Source organism: Cryobacterium glaciale, from assembly GCF_004402535.1.
GTDB classification, from domain to species: domain Bacteria; phylum Actinomycetota; class Actinomycetes; order Actinomycetales; family Microbacteriaceae; genus Cryobacterium; species Cryobacterium glaciale.
The window spans coordinates 24,910-50,764 of record NZ_SOEY01000002.1 but is presented as its reverse complement, the minus strand read 5'-3'; the positions used below and the strand labels follow the sequence as shown (position 1 = coordinate 50,764).

The window sequence follows — 25,855 nt, the reverse complement described above, 5'->3', positions numbered from 1 at the left end:
AGTTATGCGCCGGGGCAAATCATTATTACCGGTACTTCTCGGTTGTTGAGGATTATCGGTGCGGCAAAGCTTGTTTCGAGGGTGAGTGCCGCTGCGGCAGTCCCCGCACAAGCAAGGGGCACCGTGAAAACACGCACAACTTCAACCAGCAAACCCGGCACAGACGGCCCCGTCGCCGACTCGCTTCTCAAGCTCGGTCGCTTTCTGCGCCGCGGCGAGACCAGCGAAGACCTGCGCACCGTGTTCAAGAACGGCGGCCGCGGCGCCGACACGTTCTACCGTGACCGCTGGACGCACGACAAGGAGGTGCGCAGCACCCACGGTGTGAACTGCACCGGAAGCTGCTCCTGGAAGGTGTACGTCAAAGACGGCATCATCACTTGGGAAACCCAGCAGACCGACTACCCCAGTGTCGGCCCGGACAGCCCCGAATACGAGCCGCGCGGCTGCCCCCGCGGCGCCGCCTTCAGCTGGTACACCTACTCACCGACCCGGGTGCGTTACCCCTACGTGCGTGGCGTGCTGCTGAACCTCTACCGCGAAGCGAAGGTCCGCCTCGGCGACCCGGTGCTGGCCTGGGCTGAAATCACCGGTAACCCCGAAACCGCCCGCCAGTACAAGAGCGCCCGCGGCCAGGGCGGCCTGGTGCGCGCCAGCTGGGACGAAGCCGCCGAGATCGTCGCCGCCGCCCACGTGCACACCATCAAGAAGTACGGTCCGGACCGGGTCGTCGGCTTCAGCCCGATTCCGGCCATGTCGATCGTGTCGCAGGGAGTCGGCAACCGCTTCATCTCGCTGCTCGGCGGCACCATGCTCTCGTTCTACGACTGGTACGCCGACCTTCCCGTGGCGAGCCCGCAGGTGTTCGGCGACCAGACCGACGTGCCCGAATCGGCCGACTGGTGGAACTCCAGCTACCTCATCATGTGGGGCAGCAACGTTCCCGTCACCCGCACCCCCGACGCCCACTTCATGGTCGAGGCCCGCTATCGTGGCCAGAAGGTCATCACCGTCTCGCCCGACTACGCCGACAACTCCAAGTTCGCCGACGAGTGGCTCGCCGTGCACCCCGGCACCGACGGCGCCCTCGCGCTCGCCATGGGCCACGTCATTCTCAAAGAATTCATGATCGACCGCCGCACCCCGCGCTTCGTCGAGTACATGAAGAAGTTCAGCGACTCGTCCTACCTGATCGCGCTCACCCCGCGCCAGGACGCCTGGGTGCCCGGCAAGTTCCTGACGGCCGACGCGCTGCCCGGCACCGACGCATCCGTTTCTAGTGCCGCGTTCAAGACGGTCATGCTCGACGAGAATGCCGAGCCGTTCGTGCCGAACGGGTCGATCGGCCACCGGTTCAGCGAGGCCGACAAGGGCAAGTGGAACCTCGACCTCGAGGGCCGCGACCCGCTCCTCTCCATAGCGGATGCCCCCGATTACGACGGCGCCAGCGTCGCGATCGACCTGCCCCGCTTCGACGTCACTCCCGACGTCGGTCACGACAGCCCCGGCGAACAGCACGCCGGCGCTTCCGGAATCGTGCGTCGCGGCGTGCCAGTGCGCCTCGTCGCCGGCGTGCTCGTGACGACCGTGTTCGACCTGCTGCTCGCCCAGTACGGCGTCGGCCGCCCGGGCCTGCCAGGCGAATGGCCCACCGGCTACGACGACGCATCCACCCCCGGCACCCCCGCCTGGCAGGAGGAGATCACCTCCGTGCCGTGGCAGGCCGCCGCGCGCATCGGCCGCGAATTCGCGCAGAACGCCGAGGACTCCGAAGGCCGCTCGATGATTCTGATGGGCGCCGGCACCAACCACTGGTTCCACTCCGACACCATCTACCGCGCGTTCCTCGCGCTCACCACCATGACCGGCTGCCAGGGCGTCAACGGCGGCGGCTGGGCCCACTATGTCGGCCAGGAGAAGGTGCGCCCGCTCACCGGCTACGGGCAGTACGCGTTCGGCCTGGACTGGGTACGCCCGCCGCGCCAGATGATCGGCACCGGATTCTTCTACCTCGCCACCGACCAGTGGCGCTACGACGGCCTGAGCGCCGACACCCTCGCCAGCCCGCTCGGCACCGGGATATTCAAGGGACGCACCACCGCGGACACCATGGTCGAATCGGCCAAGCGTGGCTGGATGCCCAGCTACCCCACCTTCAACCGCAACTCCCTCGACCTGGTCGACGACGCGGTTGCCGCGGGGCAGGAGCCCGCCGAATATGTGGTCGATTCGCTCAAGGACGGCTCGCTCGAGTTCTCCTGCGAAGACCCCGACGCGCCCGAAAACTTTCCGCGTGTGCTCGTGGTGTGGCGGGCCAACGTACTCGGCTCCTCCGGCAAGGGCAACGAGTATTTTCTCAAGCACCTGCTCGGGGCGCCCTCCGCCGTACGCGCCGGCGAGTCGATGCCGGCTCGCCGCCCGAAAACCATGAAATGGCACGAAAGCGCGCCGGAGGGCAAGCTCGACCTGCTCGTCACGAGCGACTTCCGCATGACGTCGACGACCATCTACAGCGACGTCGTGTTGCCGCCGGCCACCTGGTATGAGAAAAACGATCTCTCGACGACGGACATGCATCCGTTCATTCACTCGTTCAACCCGGCGATCGCCCCGCCGTGGCAGGCCAAGACCGACTTTGACATCTTTCACGTGCTCGCCGCGAAGATCTCGGAGATGTCGGTCACGCACCTGGGCGTGCGCCAGGACCTCGTCGCCGCACCGCTCTCGCACGACACCCCCGACGGCATGGCCACGCCGCACGGCATCGTGCTGAACGACCAGCCGCTCATCCCCGGGGTCACCATGCCCAAGCTCGTCGTCGTCGAACGGGACTACCCGGCCTTCGCCGCGCAGCTCGGCGCGCTCGGGCCGCTCACCGAAAAGCTCGGCATGGTCACCAAGGGGGTGAAATTCAACCCCGACGTGGAGGTCGCCTACCTCGGCAAGAAGAACGGCCTGGTGCCGAGCGGCCCCGCCGCCGGCCGCCCGCGCCTGTCGACCGCGATCCATGCCTGCGAAATGGTGCTCGCACTGTCGGGCACCACCAACGGTCGCCTCGGCACCCAGGGTTTTCGGCAGCTCGAGGAACGCACCGGCGTCAAGCTCGCCCAGCTGGCGAGCGACAACGAGGGCCGCCGGTTCTCCTACCCGGATGTTCAGGGTGCGCCGGTTCCGGTGCTCACCTCCCCGGAATGGTCGGGTTCAGAGCACGGCGGTCGCCGCTACAGCGCCTTCACCATCAACGTCGAGCACCTCAAGCCCTGGCACACCCTCACCGGCCGCCAGCACTTCTACCTCGACCACGACTGGATGATCGAACTCGGCGAGCAGCTGCCGATCTTTCGGCCGCCGCTGGACATGCACCGCCTGTTCGACGACTCGATCGTCGGCGCCACGACCGCGACCGGGGCGCCCGGCGCGGAGGGTCACGCCGAGGTCGCCGTGCGCTACCTCACCCCGCACTCGAAATGGTCGATCCACTCCGAATACCAGGACAACCTGCTCATGCTCTCGCTGTCCCGCGGTGGCCCGACCATCTGGATGAGCCCGCAGGACGCCGACAAGATCGGCGTGCGCGACAACGAGTGGATCGAGTCCTACAACCGCAACGGCGTCGTCGTGGCGCGGGCGATCGTGTCGCATCGCATGCCAGAGGGCACCGTGTACATGTACCACGCGAAGGACCGCACCATCAACGTTCCGGTCGCTGAAACCAGCGGCATGCGCGGCGGTACCAACAACTCGCTCACCCGCATCCTCTTGAAACCGTCTCACCTGATCGGCGGCTACGCCCAGCTGTCCTTCGCCTTCAACTACCTCGGCCCGACCGGGAACCAACGCGACGAGGTCACCGTGATTCGCCGTCGCAGCCAGAAAGTGGACTACTAATGCGTGTCATGGCCCAGATGTCGATGATCATGAACCTCGACAAGTGCATCGGGTGTCACACCTGCTCGGTCACCTGCAAGCAGGTGTGGACCAACCGCACCGGTGTGGAGTACGCCTGGTTCAACAACGTGGAGACGCGGCCCGGCATCGGCTACCCGCGCGAGTACGAGAACCAGGAAAAGTGGAAGGGCGGCTGGGTGCGTAACAAGCGCGGCCGGCTGCAGCTGAAGGCCGGCGGACGCTTGAAGAAGCTCTCGCAGATCTTCAACAACCCGAATCTGCCGCAGATCGACGACTATTACGAGCCGTGGACCTACGACTACGACATGCTCACCACCGCCCCGGCCGGCACCCAAAGCCCGGTCGCCCGCCCGAAGTCGCTCCTGACCGGCCAGGACATGGACATCAAATGGTCGGGCAACTGGGACGACAATCTCGGCGGCTCGCAGGAAACTGCCGCGCAGGACCCGATTCTCGCCACGATGAGCGAGCACGTGAAGATGGAGTTCGAAGAGACCTTCATGTTCTACCTGCCGCGCATCTGCGAGCACTGCCTCAACCCCGCCTGCGTGGCGGCCTGCCCCTCCGGTGCCATGTACAAGCGTGAAGAAGACGGCATCGTGCTCGTGGACGAAGACGGATGCCGCGGTTGGCGCATGTGCGTCTCCGCCTGCCCCTATAAGAAGGTGTACTTCAACCACAAAACGGGCAAGGCCGAGAAGTGCACGCTCTGCTACCCATTGATCGAGCAGGGTAAGCCCACCATCTGCTCCGAAACCTGTGTCGGACGCCTGCGTTACCTGGGCCTCATGCTCTACGACGCCGACGCGGTGCTCGCCGCGGCCTCGATCGAAAATGATCAGGACCTGCTGGGCGCCCAGCGCGCCTGCTTTCTCGACCCGTTCGACCCCGAGGTCATCGCCGCCGCCAAGGCGGAGGGCATGGCCGACGACTGGATCGAAGCCGCCCAGAACAGCCCGATCTACAAGCTCATCTCCGAGTACGAGATCGCCCTGCCATTGCACCCGGAATACCGCACCATGCCCATGGTCTGGTACATCCCGCCGCTCTCGCCGGTGGTCGACGTTGTCAGCAACTCGGGCAGCGACGGGGAAGACGCCCGCACCCTGTTCGCCGCGATCGACAAGCTGCGCATTCCGGTGGAATACCTCGCCGGACTGTTCTCGGCCGGCGACGTCGTTCCGGTGGAGCTGTCACTGCGCAAGCTTGCCGCGATGCGCGCCTACATGCGTGACATCAATCTCGGCAACGAGCCCGACGAGCGCATTCCGAACGCGGTCGGCATGACCGGTGAGGCCATCACCGCCATGTACCGGCTGCTGGCAATCGCCAAGTACGAAGATCGCTATGTGATCCCCAAGGCTCACGTCGAAACCGCGCGGGAGCTCGAAGAGCTCGGCTGCTCGCTCGACACCGACGGCGGCCCCGGCATGGGCGGGCCCGGATCCGCCGGGCACAGTGGCCCCTACGGCAACACGGTCGGTATGCCGCTCGGCGCCACGGTCGACAACTACAACGAGATGACCGGGCGAGGTGCCAACAAGGGCAGCCCGACTGCCCCGACCACCCCGGGCCGGGTCAACCTGCTCAACTGGAACGGCGGCGGCGTACCCAAGGGCATGTTCCCGCCGGTAGCGGATGCCGGGAGCCCGGCATGAACACCGCCTCCCTCGCGCGCCGCCTGAACTTCGGCTTTCGCACGCCGAAGGTCGCTCCGCGATCGATCGCGGCCGTTCCGCTCACGAACGAGCAGGGGGTCATCGCGCACATGGCGGCGTCCATTCTGCTGGACTACCCCACGCCGGAGCGGCGGGCGCAGTTTGCGCTGGTCGAAGCATCCGTTTTAGATCTGCCGGGTGAGCTGCATCGCAGCTTTGAGGCGTTCTTCACCGCGGTCAACACGCGCAGCCAGCAGCAGCTCGAGACGCACTTCACCGCGACCTTCGACCTGAAACGCAAGTGCTGCCCGTACCTCACCTACTACGCCGCCGGCGATACCCGTCGTCGCGGCATGGCACTCGTGCGGTTCGTCGAGGCCTACCGGGCGGCGGGCTGGCAGGTTGACGCCGACGAACTGCCCGACTACCTGCCGATGGTGCTTGAATTCTCGGCGCTGTCGGACTCCCCGATCGCGCAGGAGCTGCTAGCCGCGCACCGCGACGGCATCGAGGTGCTGCGTGCGGCGCTCGAGAAGTTCGAGAGTCCATACGCCCACCTCGTGGAGGCGGTCTGCCTGTCACTGCCCGTGATCGATGACGAGACCCGCGAACGTTACCTCAACCTGGTCAACGAGGGGCCGCCGACTGAGACGGTCGGCATGACCTACCTCGGCAACCTGAAGCCGTTTTCCGCGCACGCGAACGAAGATGTGAGAGTATGACCGCCTGGGATTACCTGCTCTGGGTCGCTTTTCCCTACGCCGCCTCCGGGGTGTTCGTGGTCGGCCACCTGCTGCGCTACCGCTACGACCAGTTCGGCTGGACCAGCCGCTCGAGCCAGACCTACGAGAACCGGCTGCTGCGCTGGGGTTCGCCCATGTTCCACTACGGCATTCTCATGGTGATCGGCGGGCACGTCGTGGGCCTGTTCATTCCCAAGCCGTGGCTGGAATTCTTCGGCGTGACCGAGCACATGTACCACCTCGGGGCCACCTGGCTCGGCAGTTTCGCGGCCCTGCTGACCGTGGCCGGGCTCGCCATCTTGATCTACCGGCGCCGGCTGACCAAGCGGGTGCTGCTCGTCACGACGGTGATGGACAAGGTCATGTACGTGTTCCTGGCCGGCACCATCACCTTCGGCACGACCGCCACGGTGCTGTACCAGATCTTCGGTGGCGGCTACGACTACCGCGGGTCGATCTCGCCGTGGATTCGTTCGCTCTACAGCCTGCAGCCCGACCCCTCGCTCATGAGTGACGTGCCGTTCTTCTTTCAGCTGCACGTGCTCACCGCCACGACGCTGTTCCTGCTGTGGCCGTTCACCCGCCTGGTGCACGTGTTCTCCGCGCCGCTCGGCTACCTGGTGCGCCCCTACGTGGTGTACCGTTCACGGGACAACCCCCGCGGGGCCGGGTCGCGGGCGCCGCGTCGCGGCTGGGAGAAGAGCGAGCGCCCGCTCGAACGGTCGAGAAAGTAGTCCTGATGGTGCGCATAAAGCGGGCTTACGAGCAGGCATCCGCTGACGATGGATGCCGGGTGCTGGTCGATCGGCTCTGGCCGCGCGGCGTGTCGAAGGAGCGTGCCGAGCTCGACGAGTGGCTCAAAGAGATCGCGCCGTCGCCTGCGTTGCGCACCTGGTGGAACCACGACCCCGAGCGGATGGAGGAGTTCGCGCTGCGCTATCGCGCTGAACTCGATGCCAATACCGAGGCGGTCGCGGCACTGCGGGCGCTCATCGCCCGCGGGGTCACGACGTTGGTCTACGGCGCCAAGGACCCGCAGGTGAACCACGCCCGGGTGCTCGCGGAGTACCTCGAGGAGTAGCCGGATTCGTTGATCGAGGCGCGAGATGGCGAGCGATCGAGATCCGGCGGCGGGGCATTCGCCGGCGGGGCGGCATCCGCTCGCTAGACCTGCTCGAGGGGGACCGCCTCGTCGGCGAGGCGCGCCGAATCGACCGGGTCGCCGCGGCGGATCAGGGCCTGCACGGCGTCGTTGACGTCCCAGACGTTCACGTTCATGCCCGCGACGACTCGGCCGGCGTTCAGCCAGAACACCACGAACTCCCGGCTGCTCGGGTCGCCGCGGTAGACCAGTTCGGCGCCGCTGGTGAGCGGTCCGAAGCCGGAGTACTCCATGCCGAGGTCGAACTGGTCGGTGTAGAAGTACGGGATGGCGTCGAAGGACACGTCCTGGCCGAGCATCGACCGCGCCGCGACCGGGCCGCCGTTCAGGGCGTTCGCCCAGTGCTCGCTGCGCAGGCGCAGTTTCACGAGCGGATGCTGCGCGCTCGCGACATCGCCGGCCGCGAACACGTGCGGGTCGCTCGATTCGAGGTGTGCGTCGACCAGGATTCCGTTGTCGACGGCCAGCCCGGCCTTCTGGGCTAGTTCCACGTTCGGGACCGCGCCGATGCCCACCAACACGAGGTCGGCTGGCACGATTTCGCCGCCGGCCAGCAGCACTCCGGTCACCTGACCGTCGGCGCCAACGAGGCTCTCGATCACCACGGATCGGCGCACGGTCACCCCGTGCTCCTCGTGCAGGGTCGCGAACAGGGCGCCGAGTTCGGGGCCGAGCGCCGCCGCGAGCGGCACAGCGCCGCGTTCAAGAATGGTGACCTCGTTGCCGAGGGTTCGGGCGGTTGCGGCGGCTTCCATGCCGATCCAGCCCGAACCGACGACGACGAGCCGTTTGCCGCCGTCGGCCAGCAGGGACTGCAGCACCTCGGAGTCGTCGAGGGTACGCAGGTAGTGCACCCCGGCCAGGGTGGCCCCCGGCACGGTCAGTCGGCGAGGCCGGGATCCGGTCGTGAGCAGCAGACGGTCGTAGCGGCGTGATCCGCCATCATCCGTGCCGACCCGACGGTCCTCGAGGTCGATGCTGACCGCTCGGGTGCCGGGGTGAAACTGCACGTCGCGGTCGGAGTACCAGGTCTTGCTTTCAACGAAGACCGACGCCCGGTCGGCGGTTCCGGCGAGGTAGCCCTTCGACAGCGGCGGGCGAATATAGGGAAGGTGCTCTTCGGCGCCGATGAGGTGGATTTCTCCGCGGAAGCCCTCATCGCGCAGGGTGCGGGCCGCACTCGCGCCCGCGAGCGATGCCCCGACAATCACGAAAGTCTGTTGGTCGGCCATTGCGTGGTCCTCCCTCGAAAGCGTGCTCTGACTGTACGAGGGTTTGCCCGTTTGGGCGAGGGGTGCCGGGTGGGCATCCGCTTGGCGCCGCGGGTGACGGATGCCGCGCGCGGGTCGAGCGTGCAGGCTCAGCTCGGCGAGACCACCGTGTTGCAGCGCCAGCAGGGGGCCGGTAACTCGCCGGCGACGTAGGCGCCGCACTCCGGGCAGACTTGTTCGAGCCAGCAGACCGGGTCGCCGCCGATGGATTCCATCGTTCCAGTATGACCCCCGGGCAGAAAAGACCCGAGGACCCCCGCTGGAGGAGAGGGGGCCTCGGGTGGAAGGAGGGGCGTCAGCTCGGGTTGGGGGCGCCGGGACGGGCGTAGTAGAACCAGGCGAGGCCGGTGCAGAGCACGCAGAATACCGAGCAGCCGATGAAGAACGTCGTCGGGCTCATGGCCGTGAGTGCCATGCCCACGATGAACGGCCCGAAAGCGGCGATCGCGGCGGTCCAGCCGATGGCACCGCCGGCCTGGCGCTTCGGGAAGATCATCGGCATCTGCTTGAACGTTCCGGCGTTGGCCAGGCCGGAGAAGAAGAAGATGATGATCATGCCGGTGAGAAAGCCGGAGAACTCGTCCACGCTCGTTGGGGTGAGGAAGAACACCGTGACGAGCGTACCGACGGCCATGCCCGCGCCGCCGATGAACGTGAAGATGGCGCCGCCGAACCGGTCGCAGAGTGGGCCTGAGGCCGCGCGCACCAGGGCGCCGACGACGGGGCCGATGAAGGCGAAGGCGAGCGGGTTGGGCGCGTCGGGAAAGTCGCCGTAGACGTTCAGGATGATCAGGCCCATCTGCGCGGCCAGGCCGCTGAACGCGCCGAAGCTCATCAGATAGATGGCGGTCATGATCCAGGTGTGCTTGACCGTGAAGATGTCCATCTGCTGCCGAAAATTCGCCTTGATCGGCACCTTACGTAGAAAAACCAGAGCCAGTACTACCGCGAGCAGTACCCAGGGGATGAGTACGAGGCCGCCGTTGTGCAGCCAGACCAGTTCGCCGTTCGAGTCGCTTTCCGGGGTGAGTACCGCGGTGCCGAGCAGGCCGAAGCCGACGACCCAGGGGGTGAGCAGCTGGATCAGTCCGATGCCGAAGTTGCCGAGCCCTGCCTGCAAGCCGAGCGCTGTTCCGGCGAGGCGCTTGGGAAAGAAATAGCTGGTCGACGCCATGAAGCCCGAGAAGCTGCCGCCGCCGATGCCGGCCGCGAACGAGAGCGCGAGCAGTACCCAGTAGGGCGTGGACACGTCCCGGGCCACCAGGGTCCAGCCGATCATCGGCAGCAGCAGCAGGGCGCTGGAGAGGGCGACGAGAATGCGGGTGCCGAGAATCGGCGGCAGGAACATGAACACGAGACGCAACAGGCCGCCGGCGAGGCCGGGCAGCGCGACGAGCCAGTACAGCTGGCCGGTGCTGAGGTCGAAGCCGATGTCATTGAGCCGCGGCGCGATCGCGCTGACCAGGTACCAGGCGGCGAAACCGAGGGTCATGCTGAAGGTCGTGATCCACAGCGTGCGCCAGGCGAGGTGCGAATCCCAGGTTTCGTCGTGTTCCGGATCCCAGTTGGAGAGGTCCGGCTTCAGCGTAGACGTGACACGTGGGGGTGAGACGGTTGACATGGGCTTCCTCGGTTGTTCGGTCGGGCGTGCGGCCCGTTGTAGTAGCAAGCTTGTTCGCTTGCCAATCGGGGTGCATCGCGCAAACACCGTGACAAATGATTCCGGCAAAGCGGATGCCGGTGGCCGCCGGCATCCGCTTGAGTCGGAGCGCTCTGCCTGCGTCGGGGTACTGTGGAACGGTGAAAACTCAGCTCAAGCTTGGGGCCGAACTCGGGGCCGTCGTGATCACCGTGTCTGACCGCTGTTCGCGCGGTGAACGCGAGGATCGGTCCGGTCCGGCCGCCGTCGATGCGCTCGGGGAGGTCGGCATTCCGGCTGGTCCGCCGCGCGTGGTGCCCGATGGCATCGAGAGTGTGGCCGGGGCAATCTCGGCCGCGCTCGGCGACGGTGCCCGCCTCGTTGTGACGACCGGCGGCACCGGGGTCTCGGCCCGCGACCTCACACCGGAGGGCACGGCGACCCTGCTGCACACGATCCTGCCGGGCATTTCCGAGCGGATGCGCGCGGTCAGCGTCGCGACGATCCCCACCGCTATGCTCTCCCGCGGTATCGCCGGCATCGCCGATTCGGTCGGCAACAACGGCGCCCTGGTGGTGAACCTGCCCGGTTCGGCCGGCGGGGTGCGCGACGGTGTGGCCATTCTGGCGCCGCTCGTGCGGCACATCATCGATCAGCTCGACGGCGGCGACCACTGATGGCTGCCGGCTTCGCCCTCGTCACCGAGACGCTGCTCGACGTCGGCGCACACGTTTCGGCGGTGTCCGATGCGACGCACGGTGCCGTCGTGACGTTCATCGGGCAGGTACGCGACCACGATCCGGATGCCACGGGTCGCGTCACGGGCCTCGACTACAGTGCGCATCCCGACGCTGGGCGCATTATCGGTGAGATCGCTGACCGGGTGCGGGGGCAGCATCCGCTCGTGGTGTTGGCGGTCAGCCACCGCATCGGACACCTCGACGTCGGCGCCCTCGCCCTCGTCGCTGCGGTCGCGAGCGCGCATCGCGGCGATGCTTTCGCGGCCTGCGAGAGCCTGGTCGAGGCCGTGAAGGCCGAGGTTCCGATCTGGAAGAAGCAGTACGAGGTCGACGGAACGCATTCCTGGGTCGGTTTGTAGGGTTCTACCCCGGTTAGTCGCCGGCGAAGGGCGGGATCACGTCCACGGTGTCGGTGGGCGCGAGCGTGACCGCGCGGCTCCACCAGTCGGAAGAATCGCTGTCGATCCCGTCGCGCCGCGCGGAATAGTCAACCCTCGAGTTGTGGAACAGGTTGCGACGTCGTGGTCGGCCCCTCGTCCAGATTTATTTCCGGAGGAGACGCTCGGAATCCCTTGGTGAGGAAGGCAAGGTAGATGACGCCGATCGCCAACCAACCAAGCCCGAGATAGAGCGCCACGGTGCCCAGCTGGGTGAGGAGATAGATGTCGACGACAGCCCCCAGCAGCGGGAGGATCAGGAACGTGAGCACGCGCTCCTTCTGACCTCGGCGCCGCTGTCGAATGAAGTAAACGATCACGCAGACGTTGACGACGGTGAAGGTGAGAAAAGCACCGAAGTTGATGAACGACGCGGCTGTTCCCAGCGAGAGATTCAGTGCGAGCATCCCCACGGCGCCGATCAGGATCAGGTTGAACACGGGTGTCTTGAACTTGGAATTCAGGCGTCCGAACAGTCGGCGAGGGAGCACCCCGTCGCGTCCCATCACGAACATGAGTCGACTGGTGCTGGCCTGGATCGCCATGCAGGAGGCGAATCCGCCGACGATGATTACGATATTGATGATCTGGGCGAATACCGGTCCACCCACGAGAACGGACATCGCGTACGACGCGGTGGAAGGATCCGTGAAAGTCGCGCCGGGATGGACCAGCTGCATGACATAGGACACCGCAATGAATATCGCGCCCCCGATGAGAACGGCGAGCAATATTCCGCGAGGAATGTTCTTCTTGGGATTGATGGTTTCTTCACTCAGCGTGCTGATCGCATCGAACCCCAGGAATGAGTACGCGGCCATCGCTGCACCTGCGGAAACTATCGCGACCGAGGTTGACGAGTTCCAAAACGGAGCGGTGAAAGACGCCGGGGTGTTCGTGCTCAAATGGCCGATTGCGAGCACCACGAATGCGATGATTCCAATCATGGTCAAGGTCATCAGGGTCTTGTTGACCTTGTCAGCCAGCACGATACCGAGGACGTTGACCAGAGTCGTCGCGCCGACGTTGACAACGAGCCACACCCAGATCGGGATAACCGGAAACTGAGCGTTCAGATAAAGCGACTGGATGAGCCAGGCGACCATCGGAAGAAAGAAGTAGTCCAGCAGAATCGCCCACCCGGCGAGGAAACCGACCTCGGGGCTGATCGTTTTTCGTGCGTAGGTGTACGCGGATCCAGAGGCGGGGAATATGCGTGCCATCTTGCCGTAGCTCAGGGCGGTCAGCGACATTGCCGCTGCGGCGATGATGTACGCGGTCGGGGTCGCCCCGTGGCTGCTGACAGCGATGACGCCAAAGGTGAGCATGACGATTGCCGGAGACATATACGCGACGCCGAACAGCACGACCGACGGCAAAGACAGCCTCGCGCGCAGCGTGGGGGTTTGTGTGCTCATCAGTGGATATCCCTCTGGTCGGAATGTTGTGACGGCTGCCACGCCTGCGGGTTGATGTGGCCGGAATAGAAGGGCATCTCTATGCTGGCGTCCTCTGGACTGAAGTGAGCCCAGGGCCGGGTGACCCCGCCCGTGCCGAATCGCCGAGTGTTCAGCACTTCGTCCAAATCGATGACGTCCGTGAGCACTCTCGACTCCGAGGTGAGAGAGTGCACTCGTACGCGCCCTTGCGGGTCGACAAGAAGACTCTGCCCGAGACCGTGTGGTGCTGCAGCGTTGGCGCTGGCAACAAAGACCTGATTGACGATGGCATTGGCGCGGGTGAGCGTGATCTCTTGCTCTCGGTCTGAGGTCGCCGTCTGCACGACGTTGACGATGAGCTCAGCGCCCAGCCAGGCCAGGTGGCGGCTGGTTTCGGGAAACCAGGCGTCGTAACAGATCGACAGTCCGACGCGACCATAGCCAGCCATATCAAACGTGACGAAACTGGCACCGGCAGCCACCTTTTCGGTGGGGCGCCAGGGGAACATCTTGCGGTAAGCGGTCACGCGCTTTCCCTCCGGGGAGTAGGCAGCAGCCGTGTTGTAAATCCGCCCGTCGCTTCTTCGTTCGTAGAAGCTGCCCGGTATGAGCCAGATGCCCAGATCCCCGGCGATCGAGGCCAAGTGGTCATTCCGTGGTCCGTCGAGCGGCTGCGCCAAGCTCTGGATCAGATCGGCTGTCTGGCCATCGGAAGCGTCGCCGACTGTGGACAGGTGTAGTTCCGGGTAGATGAAGAGCGCCGTGTCCGAGTGCGTTTTGGTGAGCAGCTCGAGGGCGGACGCAAAGGCGTCGAGATCGTTGTCTGGCTGGGCCGGGGCTTGAATCAGCGCAAGAGGGAGGGGTCTCGACATGGGTTCCGTTCGCTCAAAAATAGATTAAACAAAATTTATATAATGAACTGCGATCGTGTCAAGGGTGAGTGCCAAAGCCGTGCTGTGGCACTATCGAGGTATGGCACGTCCGAAAGACCAGGGGAAGCGCCGGGACCAGTTGATCGCGGCGGCGACGAATGCCGTTCTGATTCATGGATCGACGGGCGCGCGCTTGGCCGACATTGCCGAGGAGGCGGGACTTTCCTCGGCCTCAGTGCTCTATTACTACCCTGACGTGCGGGTTCTCTACACCGCGGTGTTCGAGCAGGGCAGCGTGGAATACTGCCTCCATCGGGAGAGTCGCGTGGCCGAGTTCACGACCCCCATTGACCGGCTCTACGCGTGCATTCGCTCTGGAATTCCCCGACCGGGCACCGCCGAGGAAGCGAGCCGAATACTTTTCGAACTCACCCCAATCGTGCTTCGCAACGCGGTAGCCGCCGCGCAGCACCGAGCGTTCATTTCCCGCCAGGTGGCACTCTATGAGCGGGTGCTCGCAGAGTGCGAGGCAAGCGGCGAGTATCGGCTGCTCATGCCCGGCTCGATGCTCGCTCGAAGCTTTGTTGCCCTCGAAGACGGCTATGGAATCGATGTGCTCATCTCAGTAATAACCGCCGACGAAGAAGAAGACTGGCTGTGCAGTTACGCCCGCACGATGGTCGTGGCGACCTAGATTTGCAGGGTGGGTGCGAATCGAACCGAAGGCGGGCGGCCGTGAATCTCCGCAGAGGTGAACGGGGTTAACCGCCGGCGAAGGGCGGGAGCACGTCCACGGTGTCGGTGGGCGCGAGCGCGACCGTGTCATCGCTCGCGCGGGCCCCGTTCACGAGCAGGGAACACAGTGTGAGCACCCGCATGAACTCGCTGCCGTAGCGCTCGCCGAGCTCGGCGCGGAGTTCGCCGATCGTGCCGGCGTCGAGCGAGGCCGTGTCGGCCTGGGCGGCTTCCGCGGCTCCGGCGAAGAATCGCAGGCTGGCCATCAGAGTTTCTCGGTCGCCCAGTCGCGGGCGAGTTCGCTCGCGGCGGCGCAGGCGGCTTCGATGTCGGCGCCGGTTCCGCCGTTCTTCGCGGCGGCGAGGCCGATCAGAAAGGTGCTGAGCGGTGCGGCCGGCCGGGCCACATTGTGGGCGACGTCGCGGGCGACATCGAGCAGGTCGCCCACCGGCACGTCGGCCGGATCGAGCTGGAGCCGATCGGCGAGGGCCGTGAGCCACTCGTCGAGCGCTTCGGGAGGCAGCGGTACAGAGCTCATTCGGGGTCACTCCTCGGTCGGTTTTGAGCGGATCAAACGTTCGGAACTACTCTCAACATCCTGCCACGTGTCCACGTCAGTGCCGGTTTCGGATTCGTCCGACAGCCCGTCGAGATTCAGCCCGGCGAGCAGGTCACGCATGCTGGCACCGTTGACGCGATCGCCCAGCCGGTGCACGGCCGCGCGCAGGGCAGGGGCCCGGTAGATCGCGGCGAGCCATTGCGCGTGGCCGGTGGAGTCGACCAGGTGCACACCGTCGACGGTTGGTGCCGAGCCGGTCTCCGGGCCGCTCGTTGTTTCCAGAGCGGATGCTGCCACGACCAGCAGGCGCGCGGCATCCGCTCCCCAGGGCAGATCGCAGGCGAGCACGAGCAACCAGTCGGCCGGTATATCGGCGTTGGCCTCGCCGTGTGCTTTGAGCGCGGCCAGGCCGGCCGCGATGCCGGCGACCGGGCCGCCGAACGGTGGGTCCTCGAGGGCCCAAATTAGGGCAGCACCTGCACGGTCGCCGGCGGCGGGCCGTGCGGCGGGCGGCCCAACGACGACGACGTGTCGGGCGAGGGGTCGGGTGTCGAGCACGCGGGAGAGCAGGGTGCGCCCCGCCACTTCGATCGCGGGTTTGAGCGCGCCGCCGAGGCGGCTTCCGCGCCCGCCGGCGAGCACGATCAGGTCGACCGTGGGGGTCACCCGCGCAACCAGTCGCCGCTCTTGCCGCCGCTCTTGGCGAGCAGGCGCACGTTCTCGATCGTGACGGATTTGTCGAGGCCCTTCACCATGTCGACGACGGCGAGGGCGGCGACCGAGACGGCGGTGAACGCTTCCATTTCGACGCCGGTGCGGTCGGCGGTGCGCACGGTGGCGGTGATGCTGACGCCGTCATCCTCGACGATCAGGTCGACGACGGCGCCGTGCACGCCGATCACATGGGCCAGGGGGAGCAGGTCGGCGGTCTTCTTGGCGCCCTGGATTCCGGCGATCCGGGCCACGGCGAGCACGTCGCCCTTGGGTGCGGTGCCGTCGCGGAGGGCCGCGACCACTTTCGCGCCGCAGCGCACGAAGCCGGCGGCGGTGGCGCTGCGCACGGTTGGGACCTTGTTGGTCACGTCGACCATGCGGGCCTGTCCGGCCGAGTCGAGGTGGGTGAACGGCTGAGCGGGCACGGGCGCGCCGGTCGTGTCGGTGGTGTGCGTCATGATGTCAGCATGACAGTGATGAGGTCGCCGCCGCGAATGTGAGTCGTGTCTTCGGGCACGATTGCGAGTCCGTTGGCCTGGGCCAGGCCGGCGACGAGGTGCGATCCAGACCCGCCGCGGGAGGCCGGGCGCACTTCGACACGGATGCTGCCGGTGCTGCCCTCCCGGGTGTTGTCGGCGGGTGGGCGCTGGGTGTCGGTGGGGTGCGTGACTATCACCGGCATATATTGGGCACGTCCGGGCGGGGAGTTCCAGCCGTCGGTGACGGTCGCCGTGACGGTGGATCGGTGCAGCGCCGGGTGGTCCAGCGCCCGGTGGTCCAGCGCCGGGTAGCTGGTGCTCGTGTCGGCGGCACCGGTGTGGCTGTCCGCGAACGTGGGTTCGTCGTTCGTCGCGCCGGCCGGGTCGGACGTTCCGTGCCCGAGCAGACGCCGTAGCGCGGGACGCACGAACACCTCGAAGGACACGTAGGCGCTGACCGGGTTGCCAGGCAGGGCGAAGATGAGTGGTCCGGGCACGTTGCCGGTGGCGGGCCAGCGTCCGAATCCCTGTGGCTTGCCGGGTTGCATCCTGACGGGTCCGAAGTCGACGGTGCCGATCGGTTTCAGCACGGCTTTGACCACGTCGTACGCTCCGACGCTCACGCCGCCGGAGAGCACGATCACGTCGACCGTGCCGGCCAGCTCGGCCAACAGGGCGCGCAGCACGTCGTCGTCGTCGGGCACGGCGCCGATGCGCACGGGTATTCCGCCGGCCTCGGCGACGGCCGCCGAGAGCAGAAAGGAGTTCGAGTCGGGAATCTGACCGCGACGGGTCGGGCTGCCCGGTGTGACGAGTTCGCTTCCGGTGGAGATGACGGCCACGCGCGGAGCGGGGTGCACGAGCACCGTGCTGGTTCCGGCGCTCGCCGCGGCGGCGACCCTGGTGGGCCAGAGCACGCTGCCCGCGGCGAGCACGCGGTCGCCGGCGTGGGCGTCTTCGCCGGCGCGGCGCACGTGTGCTGCGAGCTCGGGCGCCTGAACAATGGTGACCAGCTCGGTGCCCTGGTCGGTGTCTTCGATCGGCACGACGGCATCCGCTCCGTCGGGAATCGGCGCGCCGGTCATGATGCGCGCCACCTGCCCGGGCGCCAGACGCGGGTTTTCGGCGGTGCCGGCGGCGAGGTCGGCGACGACGGACAGGACGATCGGGTTCTGGGCGGATGCGCCGAGCAGGTCCGAGCGGATGACGGCGTAACCGTCCATCGCGGAGTTGTCGAAGGGCGGCGTGTCGGTCACGGTGAGCACGTCTTGGGCCAGCACGAGTCCGCGGGCTGCGTCGAGTTCCAGGCGCATGGGCGGCAGCGGAGCGACGCTGGCCAGCACGAACGCGAGTTGCTCGGCAACGGTGCGGGCGGAGGTGGCGGGTGCGCAGGCATCCGCTCGCTCGGTGTGCGTGTGACCGGGCGTGTGTTCGGTGTCGGTCACAGTCAGACCAGGCTGTCGGACTGGCCGGCGCTGCCGGCGTCATCGCGCGCTGACGCGTGCCGCCCGGTCGCGACGGTCTCGAGCGAGGCCCAGCGGCTGCCGAACCCCGGAGCCCGGCCGGCCGTGACGAGGTCATCCCAGGCGAGGATTCCGCCGGTCAGCACCGAGACATCGGTGAATCCGGCCTCGCGCAGCGCGTTCGCGGCCCGGGAGGCGCGGCCGCCGGCGTGGCAGTGCACGATCAGCGGCGTGCCCTCGGGAAGAGCTGCGCGGCCGCTCTCCGAGAGCACACCGTCGGTCAACAGCTCGCCGAGGGGCAGCAGACGAGCCGTCGGAATGGAGCTTTCAGCGAATTCGTTCGGCTCACGCACGTCCACGACGAGAAAAGTGTCGGTGCCGGCGCCCTGGGCGGCCAGACGGTCGACGAGCTCGGCGCTCGAAACCTCGGGGGTGCTGGTCATGGAAGCCTGCGCCGCTTCGGCGGCGGTCTCCGCGGCGGTCGGCTCGGGGGCGATTCCGGTTCCGAGCAGCGGAATCTCGCTGAACCGACCCGATAGCGCGTCGATCACGAGCACGCGACCGATCAGCGGTGAGCCGATCCCGGTGATGAGTTTGATGGTCTCGGTCGCCATGAGCGAACCGACCTGGCCGCACAGCGCGCCGAGCACACCGGCGTCGGCGCAGTTGGGCACCTCACCCTCGGCTGGCGGCGTTGGAAACAGGTCGCGCAGGTGCACGCCGGTCACGCCCGAGCCCTCCGGCGGCGTGGCCCAGAACACCGAAAGCTGTGCGTCGAAGCGCAAAACGGATGCCCACACCAGCGGCAGCCCCAGCCGCGCGCAGGTGTCGTTCACGAGGAACCGGGTCGGGAAATTGTCGGTGCCGTCGATGACCACGTCGTAGCCGTCGATGATCTCGGCCGCATTTGCCGCGATGAGGCGTTCGGTGTGCCGAACGACCGTCGTTTCCGGGGCGATCTCGGCGATACGCTCGGCGGCGCTGTCTACCTTGGGGCGGCCGACATCCGCTTGGCCGTGGATGATCTGGCGCTGCAGGTTGCTCGGTTCCACGTCGTCACCGTCGACGATGCCGATGGTCCCGACGCCGGCGGCCGCGAGGTAGAGCAGGGCGGGGGAGCCGAGCCCGCCGGCGCCGAGCACGAGCACCCGGGCGTTAGCGAGGCGGCGCTGGCCGAGTTCATTGAGCTGGGGGAGGCGACGCTGGCGAGCGGTGCGCACGGATTCTGATGCGCTGAGCCGGTCGACGGGCTCAACGAGGGGAGGAATAGCCATGGCTTAACGCTAGGCGCTGCGCGGCGCGGCGGCCACCCATTTGAGGCCAGCGTCCAGCCATCTGAACGGTCTAACCCGTCTCCTGGTCATTCGCCTCGCGCGATGCCATGATCCCTAAGCCTCGGGTAGTCGCGAAGACGGGTTGTCGGTCCGTCGGGCGAAACCGCAGATACGGTGCTAATCTGCAATTTATGCCGCAATATCGGATCAGTGAGGCCGCCGAGCTCCTCTGCGTCAGTGACGATACCGTGCGACGCTGGGTCGACGGTGGCCGTCTCGCGGCCGACGCCGACGCATCCGGTCGCCTGACGGTTGACGGCGCAGCGCTCGCCGCTTTCGCCGTCGACCAGGCGAGCACCCCGACCGACCCGTCGAGTGTGGGCCGCAGCGCCCGCAACCGGTTCGTTGGCATCGTCACCGCCATCACGATGGACACGGTCATGGCCCAGGTCGAGCTGCAGTGTGGCCCGCATCGCGTGGTCTCGCTCATGTCGAGCGAGGCCGTGCGCGAACTCGGCCTCGAGATCGGCTCGCTCAGCGTCGCCGTGGTCAAGGCCACCAACGTGATCGTCGAAACTCCGGGACGGATGCCGTGACCCGACTCCCGCCGGCTCTGGCCGTTCTGGCAGTGCTCGCCCTGGCCCTGACCGGCTGCGCGCCGTCGACCGCCATGGATGCCGGCAAACCCGGCCCGGCCACCGGGCTCGAGCCCCAGACCCTCAGTGTCTATGCCGCCGCGTCCCTCACCGGGGCTTTCGATGAGCTCGCTCTACTTCTCGAAGACGAGAATCCGGGGGTCGATGTGCAGGTCACCTACGACGGATCCTCCACCCTGGCCACTCAGATCGCCGCCGGAGCCCCGGCCGACGTGTTCGCGAGCGCCGACCAGAAGAACCTGCAGCCGCTCGCCGACGACGGGCTCACCGGCCCGGCCACCCGGTTCGCCGGCAACACCCTGCGCATCGCGGTCGCCCCCGGCAACCCGCTGAAGATCGAAAACCTCGCCGATCTCGCCCGCCCCGGCGTGATCACCGTGCTGTGCGCGGCGCAGGTGCCGTGCGGGGCGGCATCCGCTACCCTGCTCGCCAATGCCGGCGTCACGCTCACGCCCGCGAGCGAGGAGCAGAATGTGACGGCCGTCGTCACCAAGATCGCCGGCGGCGAAGCGGATGCCGGCCTCGTCTACACGACGGACGTCGCCGCCAACCCTGGCCGCGTCGAGGGCGTGACCCCGGCCGGAGCGGACGCGGTCGTCGGGCACTATCCGATCGCGGTCGTGGAAGGCAGCGCGCACGCCGAGGCCGCCCAGGCCTTCGTCGACCTCGTGCTGTCGCCCGCCGGTCAGGCCGTGCTCGCCGCCCACGGCTTTCTCGCTCCATGACCCTCCACTCTCGACCGGGCCCGGGCCCGGAAACCGGGCCCACGATAGATCATGGGCCCAGCGACCGGGCCCGGGCCCGGAACGCACTGCCCTGGACACCGAGTGCCGCAGGCGACCACGGCACCACGAACATCGCCGGATGCAGGATCGCGCGCCCGGGCCCACCTTCTGAAACCGGGCCCACGATAGATCATGGGCCCAGCGACCGGGCCCGGGCCCGGAAAGTGATGCTCCGCCACGTCACACATCGGTGCCCGCGCACGACGCCCAGACGGCGGAGCGCATGATCCCGCGCCTGCTCTACCTGCCCGCGAGCATCGGCCTCACCCTGCTCGTGCTGCCGCTCGCCGGACTCCTGCTCAAAGTCGACTGGCCCGCCCTGCCCGCCCTGCTCCTCTCACCCGAAGCCCTGCAGCCGCTGGGACTGTCGCTCGCGACGGCATCCGTTTCGACCGTGCTCTGCCTGCTGCTCGGCGTGCCGCTCGCCGTCGTCATCGCGCGGTCGAAGCCGCGTGTAGCCGGCCTGCTGCGGGCGCTCGTCACCGTGCCGCTCGTGCTGCCTCCGCTCGTCGGCGGCATCGCGCTGCTCTCCCTGCTCGGACGCGGCGGCGTGCTCGGCAACTCCCTCGAACTCGTCGGACTGCGCATCCCCTTCACGACGGCCGCGGTCGTGATCGCGCAGACCTTCGTGGCCCTGCCGTTCCTCGTGATCGCGGTCGAAGGCGCGCTGCGCACCGCTGGCATCCGCTACGAACGGGTCGCCGCAACCCTCGGCGCCGGTCGCGGCACCGTTTTCGCCCGCATCACCCTGCCGCTCGTGGGCCCCGGCCTGCTCGCCGGAACCGTTCTGAGCTTCGCCCGTGCCCTCGGCGAATTCGGCGCGACCGCCCTGTTCGCCGGCAACCAGGCCGGAGTCACCCGCACCATGCCGCTCGCCATCTACACCGCCTTCAACGGCTCCGGCGTGACGACCGACCAGGCCGTCGCCCTGTCGCTGCTGCTGATCGCGGTCGCCGTGATCATCCTCGTGCTGGTCGGAACCCGCCGGGCGAGCGTGCTCTCGTGACGCCGATCCAAGCGGATGCCGCTGCCACCACCCATCCGCCGCGCACGCTCCGCGTCCGGTCAGTAAGGCCGCCCCGACGGAGCATGCTCGCATGACCCCCGCACTCTGGAAATCCGCCGCCAAAGCCCTCCTCGAAGCCAACCTGCAGCTGACCCGCGGCTCGTTCTCCCTCGACCTGCGGCTCACGCTCGCGCGCGGCGAGGTGCTCGCGCTCCTCGGCCCGAACGGCTCGGGCAAGTCGACGGTGCTCGACCTGCTCGCCGGCCTCGCCATCCCATCGCGGGGAATCGTCGCCCTCGACGGCGCCGTCCTCACCGCGCCGGGGCGTTTCGTGGCGCCCGAAAAGAGGGCCATCGGTCTGCTCGGGCAGGAGCCCCTGCTCTTCCCGCACCTGACCGCCCGCGCCAACGTGGCCTTCGCGCTACGCGTCGGCGAAGCACGACTGAATGCCGCCGCGGCCCGCGCCGCGGCCGACCGCTGGCTCGACCGCGTCGGCCTGAACGGCCTCGGCGGCAGCGTGCCCGGTGCACTCTCCGGCGGCCAACAGCAGCGCGTCGCTCTCGCCCGCGCCCTCGCCGCCGGCCCGCGCGTGCTGCTGCTCGACGAACCGATGGCCGCCCTCGACGCCGAAACGGCGCCGTTCATGCGCCAGCTCATCCGCGAGCAGCTCGCCGACACCGGCACGAGCGCGATCATCGTCACCCACGACATCGTCGATGCGGTCGTGCTCGCGGATCGCGTGGCCGTGCTGCACGACGGCGCCCTGATCGACGAGGGCACGACTGCGGCCGTGCTCGCCGCCCCCCGCAACCCCTTCGTCGCGGCCCTCGCCGGCGTCAACCTCGTGGTCGGAACCGTGCAGAAGGGCGCGATCGTCGCCCCCGACGGCCGCACCTTCTCGGTGCGCCCAGCGGATGCCGCCGACCTCGACGCCACCGGACCGGCCGCGGCCGTCTTTCGCCCGGCATCCGTTGTCGTGCAGACGGAACAACCGCGCCACGCCAGCCCACGCAACGTCTGGTCGGCCCGGGTGACCGGAATCGAGCCGGGCAGCGGCGGAGTGCGCCTCCGCACGAGCGGCGACCCCGAGATCATCGCGGAGCTCACCCCCGCCGCGGTTGCCGACCTCGGCCTGCAGCTGGGCTCGCCCGTCTGGCTCTCGGTCAAGGCCACCGAGGTGAGCGCCTACCGCCGCTGACGCCGCCCCGACTGACGATCCCGTTCACGGACCGTCACCAGGGACGGGCCCGGGCCCCGTCCGCCAGCGGGGGTAGGTTTAATGCACGACCTAGGAGACCCATGACCCCGTCCGAACTGCTCATCGAAGAGTTCTCCCGCATTCAGGGCACCGTGCACCGCGCCCTGAAGGACGCCAGCGTCGCCACCCTCACTTTTCGAGCGGATGCCGACGCCAACACCATCGCCTGGCTTACCTGGCACCTGTCCCGCGTGCAGGACGACCACCTCGCCGACCTCGCCGGCACCGGCCAGGTGTATGCCGACCAGGACTGGGCCGACCGTTTCGCCCTGCCGTTCGGGCCGACGGCCACCGGCTACGGGCACACCTCCGCCGACGTTGCGGCCGTGCAAGCCGACGCTGATCTGCTCGGCGGGTACTACGACGCCGTGCACACCGCGACCGTCGCCTACCTGGCCACCCTCACCGAGGCTGACCTTGACCGGGTCGTCGACGAGTCCTGGACCCCCGCCGTCACGGTCGGCGTGCGTCTGGCGAGTGTGCTCTCCGACGACCTGCAGCACGCCGGCCAGGCTGCCTTCGTGCGCGGCCTCGCCGACCGCGCCGGCGTCTAGCGGTCGCCGGCGGTCTGCGACAACCGGCCACCTCCGCTGGTCGCGGCGCGAGGAACGAGCGATCGAGACCTGTTGGTTCGGGATCTCGATCGCTCGCGGGCTCGCGCCTCGATCGACGAGGGCGATGCCCGGTCTCGCTGACGTACCCTGAGGAGACCGGAGAGGAACCGCACCCATGACTGATTCCAGTGTGATCGACGCCATCGCAGCGGCCGTGGCGGTCGCGCCGACCAACTCCGGGCTGCGCGTCCACCTCATCGGCCTCCTGCTCGATGCCGCCCGCAAGGCCGAGGCGCGCACCCTGCTGCAGGGGCTGCGGGAACTGGAGCCGGGGCATCCGCTCTTAAACGAACTCGACACCCGTGCCGCGGCGGAGAAACCCGGTTTCGACTGGACGGATGCCGAAGCGCAGGTGCGCGATATCGCGAGGCCCCCGTTCGTGGCGAGCACCCCGGAGCCGGTGGAACAACCCGAACCGATCCCCGTCGCCGGCGAACCGGACGTGCTCGACTTCGAGAGCGAGCGCCCCGCGGTCACCCTCGCCGATGTCGGCGGGCTGGTCGAGGTGAAGAAACGCCTCAACGCCTCGTTCCTGGCCCCGCTGAAAAATCCCGAACTGACCAGGATGTACCACAAGAGCCTGCGCGGCGGACTGCTGCTCTACGGCCCTCCCGGCTGCGGCAAGACCTTTCTGGCCAAGGCCATCGCCGGCGAACTCGGTGCCTCGTTCATCTCGGTTAGTTCGTCGGACATCTTTCAGCCGTTCATCGGAGAGACCGAGAAGGCCCTGCACTCCGTGTTTGAAAAAGCCCGCAACGAGGGCCCGTGCGTGCTCTTCCTCGACGAGGTCGACGGCATCGGCGGCAAGCGGTCCGCAATGGGCCACGCGCCCTGGCTGCGCCTCATTATCAACCAGTTGCTCACCGAACTTGACGGCGTGAACGGCGACAATGAGGGTGTCTACGTGCTCGCGGCGACCAACCAGCCGTGGGACGTCGACCCGGCCCTCCGTCGCCCGGGAAGGCTCGACCGCACCCTGCTCGTGCTGCCGCCCGATCACCCGGCCCGCGAGGCCATCTTCGCGGTGCACCTGCGTGACCGTCCGGTCGAGGCGATCGACCTCGGCATCCTCGCCGCCAGGAGCGACGGACTCTCCGGCGCCGACATCGCCTACGTCTGCGAGCTCGCCGCCGAGATCGCCATGATGGACTCCATCGACACCGGCGTGGCCCGCATGATCGGCATGGACGACCTGCTCGAACCGCTGCGCACCATCGCGCCGTCCATCATTCCGTGGCTCGAATCCGCCCGCACAGTGGTCAGTTACGGCACCGACGATGGCACTTTTGGCGAGCTCAAGGCCTACCTGAAGAAGGTCAAACGCTGGTGAGCTCGGCCACCGACCGGGCCAGTAACCTGCTGGACATGGGGCAAAACCGCCAGGCTGCCATCCTTCTCGAAACCCACATCGCCACTTCACCAACGGATGCCGCGGCGCTCGGCCTGCTCGCCCGCGCCCTCACCGCGACCGATCGGCACGCCGATGGAGCGGCCGCCGCGCTGCGCGCCGTGCGGCTGGAGCCGACCGATGCCTACCTCCTCGTGCTCTACGCGCACTGCATGGTGAACGCGAGCCAGTACGACAACGCGATCTCGGCCGCCGAGCAGGCCATCCGTCTGAATCCGAGCCTCCTCTGGGCGCACGAGACGCTCGCCCGGGCGCACGCGGGGCTGGCCAATTTTGAGGCCGCCGCCGACGCGGTCGACGCCGCGCAGTTGCTCGCCGAGCCCAACAATGACGCCCAGGCGGCCATGCACAGCCTCCGCTCAAGCGTGTTGGCCGGCTGGCCGAAACGGTTCGGGGAATCGATCGAGCAGGCTCAACTCGCCGTACGCCGCGCTCCCCAGAACGACTGGTATCGCACCCGGCTGGCCCAACTGCAGTTCATCGACCACAAGCCCTGGCTGGCCCTCCGCACCGCGACCGACGTGCTCACCTCGGCGCCGACGACCGACGGCGCGCGCGGCACCCTGCTCAGCGCACTGCACCTGCTGCAGCGACGGATGCTGGGGGCCCAGTTCGCAACCGCGGCCCTGACCGCGGTACTCGGAATCTTCGTCTTCAGCAGTAGCGCCAACGCGACCCGTCTGGTCTCCCTCCTCTCCCTCGCACTCACCGCAGCGGCCGTGCTCCTCCTGCTGCGCGGTGCCCCTTTGGGCGGGCGCCTCGTGCGCTCGCTCGGCAACACCATGCGCACGTTTCGGGGTTCGGTCGTGGCTGGAGCGCTGCAGGCCCTCATCGTGCTGCTGTCGCTGGCGACGCTGGTCACCGGCAGCGACTGGCCGATCACGATCGGCTGGCTCCTGATCGTGGCGGCCGGCATTGCCTTCGAAACGTCCGGGAAGGCCATGGTCGAGGCCGCGTCGCGGGCCTACGGTCGCAGCGAGGCCGAGGTCTTCTGGGACGCGAGGGGCTGGTGAATCATGGCGGAGAATGGGGGA

Annotated in this window: 26 protein-coding genes; 16 read left to right on the top strand and 10 right to left on the bottom strand. The window is 67.6% G+C overall.

Going from position 1 to position 25,855, the window contains the following annotated elements:
• The first annotated feature begins 123 nt into the window (after nucleotides 1-123).
• Genes E3O06_RS00450 through E3O06_RS00430 form a run of 5 tightly spaced genes read left to right on the top strand, consistent with a single transcriptional unit; the run spans nucleotide 124 to nucleotide 7,391 of the window.
• Entirely contained in the window at nucleotides 124-3,888 is a 3,765-nt protein-coding gene (locus tag E3O06_RS00450) for a nitrate reductase subunit alpha (RefSeq protein WP_134501077.1), read from the top strand.
• Nucleotides 3,888-5,567, top strand: a complete 1,680-nt coding sequence (gene narH / locus E3O06_RS00445; RefSeq protein ID WP_134501076.1) for a nitrate reductase subunit beta — start codon at nucleotides 3,888-3,890, stop codon at nucleotides 5,565-5,567. Before E3O06_RS00450 ends, narH begins: the two co-directional genes overlap by 1 nt.
• Entirely contained in the window at nucleotides 5,564-6,289 is a 726-nt protein-coding gene (gene narJ, locus E3O06_RS00440) for a nitrate reductase molybdenum cofactor assembly chaperone (protein ID WP_241979777.1), read from the top strand. The genes narH and narJ overlap by 4 nt, the downstream gene beginning before the upstream one ends.
• Nucleotides 6,286-7,044, top strand: a complete 759-nt coding sequence (gene narI, locus E3O06_RS00435; RefSeq protein WP_134501075.1) for a respiratory nitrate reductase subunit gamma — start codon at nucleotides 6,286-6,288, stop codon at nucleotides 7,042-7,044. The genes narJ and narI overlap by 4 nt, the downstream gene beginning before the upstream one ends.
• Before the next feature lie 5 nt (nucleotides 7,045-7,049).
• The gene (locus E3O06_RS00430; RefSeq protein WP_198415752.1) at nucleotides 7,050-7,391 is read left to right on the top strand and encodes a DUF488 domain-containing protein; all 342 of its coding nucleotides are present in this window, start codon (nucleotides 7,050-7,052) and stop codon (nucleotides 7,389-7,391) included.
• 83 nt (nucleotides 7,392-7,474) lie between these two features.
• Here E3O06_RS00430 and E3O06_RS00425 read toward each other — a convergent pair whose 3' ends face one another.
• Nucleotides 7,475-8,704, bottom strand: a complete 1,230-nt coding sequence (locus tag E3O06_RS00425) for an NAD(P)/FAD-dependent oxidoreductase (protein WP_134501074.1) — start codon at nucleotides 8,702-8,704, stop codon at nucleotides 7,475-7,477.
• A 69-nt stretch (nucleotides 8,705-8,773) separates the two neighbouring features.
• On the opposite strand from E3O06_RS00425, the gene E3O06_RS18165 reads away from it, so the two are divergent.
• Nucleotides 8,774-8,896, top strand: a complete 123-nt coding sequence (locus E3O06_RS18165; protein ID WP_255453479.1) for a hypothetical protein — start codon at nucleotides 8,774-8,776, stop codon at nucleotides 8,894-8,896.
• A gap of 142 nt (nucleotides 8,897-9,038) precedes the next feature.
• On the opposite strand, the gene E3O06_RS00420 is transcribed toward E3O06_RS18165, so the two are convergent.
• Nucleotides 9,039-10,364, bottom strand: a complete 1,326-nt coding sequence (locus E3O06_RS00420; RefSeq protein WP_134501073.1) for an MFS transporter — start codon at nucleotides 10,362-10,364, stop codon at nucleotides 9,039-9,041.
• Between the two features lie 179 nt (nucleotides 10,365-10,543).
• Here E3O06_RS00420 and E3O06_RS00415 point away from each other — a divergent pair, with 179 nt between their 5' ends.
• Together E3O06_RS00415 and E3O06_RS00410 are read left to right on the top strand one after the other, a co-directional pair.
• Nucleotides 10,544-11,059: a MogA/MoaB family molybdenum cofactor biosynthesis protein gene (locus tag E3O06_RS00415; RefSeq protein ID WP_241979776.1), complete on the top strand. Its 516-nt coding sequence runs from the start codon at nucleotides 10,544-10,546 to the stop codon at nucleotides 11,057-11,059.
• A complete protein-coding gene (locus E3O06_RS00410) occupies nucleotides 11,059-11,481 on the top strand; it encodes a molybdenum cofactor biosynthesis protein MoaE (protein WP_134501072.1) in 423 nt (140 codons plus the stop codon). The genes E3O06_RS00415 and E3O06_RS00410 overlap by 1 nt, the downstream gene beginning before the upstream one ends.
• A 128-nt stretch (nucleotides 11,482-11,609) precedes the next feature.
• On the opposite strand, the gene E3O06_RS00405 is transcribed toward E3O06_RS00410, so the two are convergent.
• Nucleotides 11,610-12,977 carry an APC family permease gene (locus E3O06_RS00405; protein ID WP_134501071.1) on the bottom strand — a complete coding sequence of 456 codons (1,368 nt, stop codon included), beginning with the start codon at nucleotides 12,975-12,977 and terminating at the stop codon, nucleotides 11,610-11,612.
• Nucleotides 12,977-13,870 carry a carbon-nitrogen hydrolase family protein gene (locus E3O06_RS00400; RefSeq protein ID WP_134501070.1) on the bottom strand — a complete coding sequence of 298 codons (894 nt, stop codon included), beginning with the start codon at nucleotides 13,868-13,870 and terminating at the stop codon, nucleotides 12,977-12,979. The genes E3O06_RS00405 and E3O06_RS00400 overlap by 1 nt, the downstream gene beginning before the upstream one ends.
• A gap of 100 nt (nucleotides 13,871-13,970) precedes the next feature.
• Here E3O06_RS00400 and E3O06_RS00395 point away from each other — a divergent pair, with 100 nt between their 5' ends.
• Nucleotides 13,971-14,564: a TetR/AcrR family transcriptional regulator gene (locus E3O06_RS00395; RefSeq protein WP_134501069.1), complete on the top strand. Its 594-nt coding sequence runs from the start codon at nucleotides 13,971-13,973 to the stop codon at nucleotides 14,562-14,564.
• 67 nt (nucleotides 14,565-14,631) lie between these two features.
• Here the strand turns inward: E3O06_RS00395 and E3O06_RS00390 are convergent, their stop codons facing one another.
• The 6 genes from E3O06_RS00390 to E3O06_RS00365 are packed head-to-tail and all read right to left on the bottom strand — an operon-like array spanning nucleotide 14,632 to nucleotide 19,094.
• Nucleotides 14,632-14,871, bottom strand: a complete 240-nt coding sequence (locus E3O06_RS00390) for a MoaD/ThiS family protein (RefSeq protein ID WP_134501068.1) — start codon at nucleotides 14,869-14,871, stop codon at nucleotides 14,632-14,634.
• The gene (locus E3O06_RS00385; protein ID WP_134501067.1) at nucleotides 14,871-15,143 is read right to left on the bottom strand and encodes a DUF6457 domain-containing protein; all 273 of its coding nucleotides are present in this window, start codon (nucleotides 15,141-15,143) and stop codon (nucleotides 14,871-14,873) included. The genes E3O06_RS00390 and E3O06_RS00385 overlap by 1 nt, the downstream gene beginning before the upstream one ends.
• 6 nt (nucleotides 15,144-15,149) lie before the next feature.
• Complete coding sequence (mobA, locus tag E3O06_RS00380; protein ID WP_198415751.1) at nucleotides 15,150-15,830, bottom strand: molybdenum cofactor guanylyltransferase; 681 nt, start codon at nucleotides 15,828-15,830, stop codon at nucleotides 15,150-15,152.
• Nucleotides 15,827-16,336: a cyclic pyranopterin monophosphate synthase MoaC gene (moaC, locus tag E3O06_RS00375; protein ID WP_134501066.1), complete on the bottom strand. Its 510-nt coding sequence runs from the start codon at nucleotides 16,334-16,336 to the stop codon at nucleotides 15,827-15,829. The genes mobA and moaC overlap by 4 nt, the downstream gene beginning before the upstream one ends.
• On the bottom strand, nucleotides 16,333-17,802 hold the full coding sequence (locus E3O06_RS17745; protein WP_134501065.1) for a molybdopterin molybdotransferase MoeA: 1,470 nt from the start codon (nucleotides 17,800-17,802) through the stop codon (nucleotides 16,333-16,335). Before E3O06_RS17745 ends, moaC begins: the two co-directional genes overlap by 4 nt.
• 2 nt (nucleotides 17,803-17,804) lie before the next feature.
• Complete coding sequence (locus E3O06_RS00365; protein ID WP_134501064.1) at nucleotides 17,805-19,094, bottom strand: ThiF family adenylyltransferase; 1,290 nt, start codon at nucleotides 19,092-19,094, stop codon at nucleotides 17,805-17,807.
• A gap of 191 nt (nucleotides 19,095-19,285) precedes the next feature.
• Between E3O06_RS00365 and E3O06_RS00360 the strand changes: the two genes are divergently transcribed.
• The 7 genes from E3O06_RS00360 (at nucleotide 19,286) to E3O06_RS00330 (ending at nucleotide 25,834) form a co-directional block, all read left to right on the top strand.
• Nucleotides 19,286-19,690, top strand: coding sequence for a TOBE domain-containing protein (locus tag E3O06_RS00360; RefSeq protein WP_134501063.1), 405 nt, complete (start codon nucleotides 19,286-19,288; stop codon nucleotides 19,688-19,690).
• Complete coding sequence (gene modA, locus E3O06_RS00355) at nucleotides 19,687-20,475, top strand: molybdate ABC transporter substrate-binding protein (RefSeq protein ID WP_241979775.1); 789 nt, start codon at nucleotides 19,687-19,689, stop codon at nucleotides 20,473-20,475. The genes E3O06_RS00360 and modA overlap by 4 nt, the downstream gene beginning before the upstream one ends.
• 283 nt (nucleotides 20,476-20,758) lie before the next feature.
• The gene (locus tag E3O06_RS00350) at nucleotides 20,759-21,541 is read left to right on the top strand and encodes an ABC transporter permease (protein ID WP_134501062.1); all 783 of its coding nucleotides are present in this window, start codon (nucleotides 20,759-20,761) and stop codon (nucleotides 21,539-21,541) included.
• Nucleotides 21,542-21,632: 91 nt separating this feature from the next.
• A complete protein-coding gene (locus E3O06_RS00345; protein WP_134501061.1) occupies nucleotides 21,633-22,739 on the top strand; it encodes a sulfate/molybdate ABC transporter ATP-binding protein in 1,107 nt (368 codons plus the stop codon).
• 101 nt (nucleotides 22,740-22,840) lie between these two features.
• Nucleotides 22,841-23,353 carry a mycothiol transferase gene (locus E3O06_RS00340; protein WP_134501060.1) on the top strand — a complete coding sequence of 171 codons (513 nt, stop codon included), beginning with the start codon at nucleotides 22,841-22,843 and terminating at the stop codon, nucleotides 23,351-23,353.
• 175 nt (nucleotides 23,354-23,528) lie between these two features.
• Nucleotides 23,529-24,743: an ATP-binding protein gene (locus tag E3O06_RS00335; RefSeq protein ID WP_134501059.1), complete on the top strand. Its 1,215-nt coding sequence runs from the start codon at nucleotides 23,529-23,531 to the stop codon at nucleotides 24,741-24,743.
• Nucleotides 24,740-25,834, top strand: coding sequence for a tetratricopeptide repeat protein (locus E3O06_RS00330; protein WP_134501058.1), 1,095 nt, complete (start codon nucleotides 24,740-24,742; stop codon nucleotides 25,832-25,834). Before E3O06_RS00335 ends, E3O06_RS00330 begins: the two co-directional genes overlap by 4 nt.
• Nucleotides 25,835-25,855: the final 21 nt, after the last annotated feature.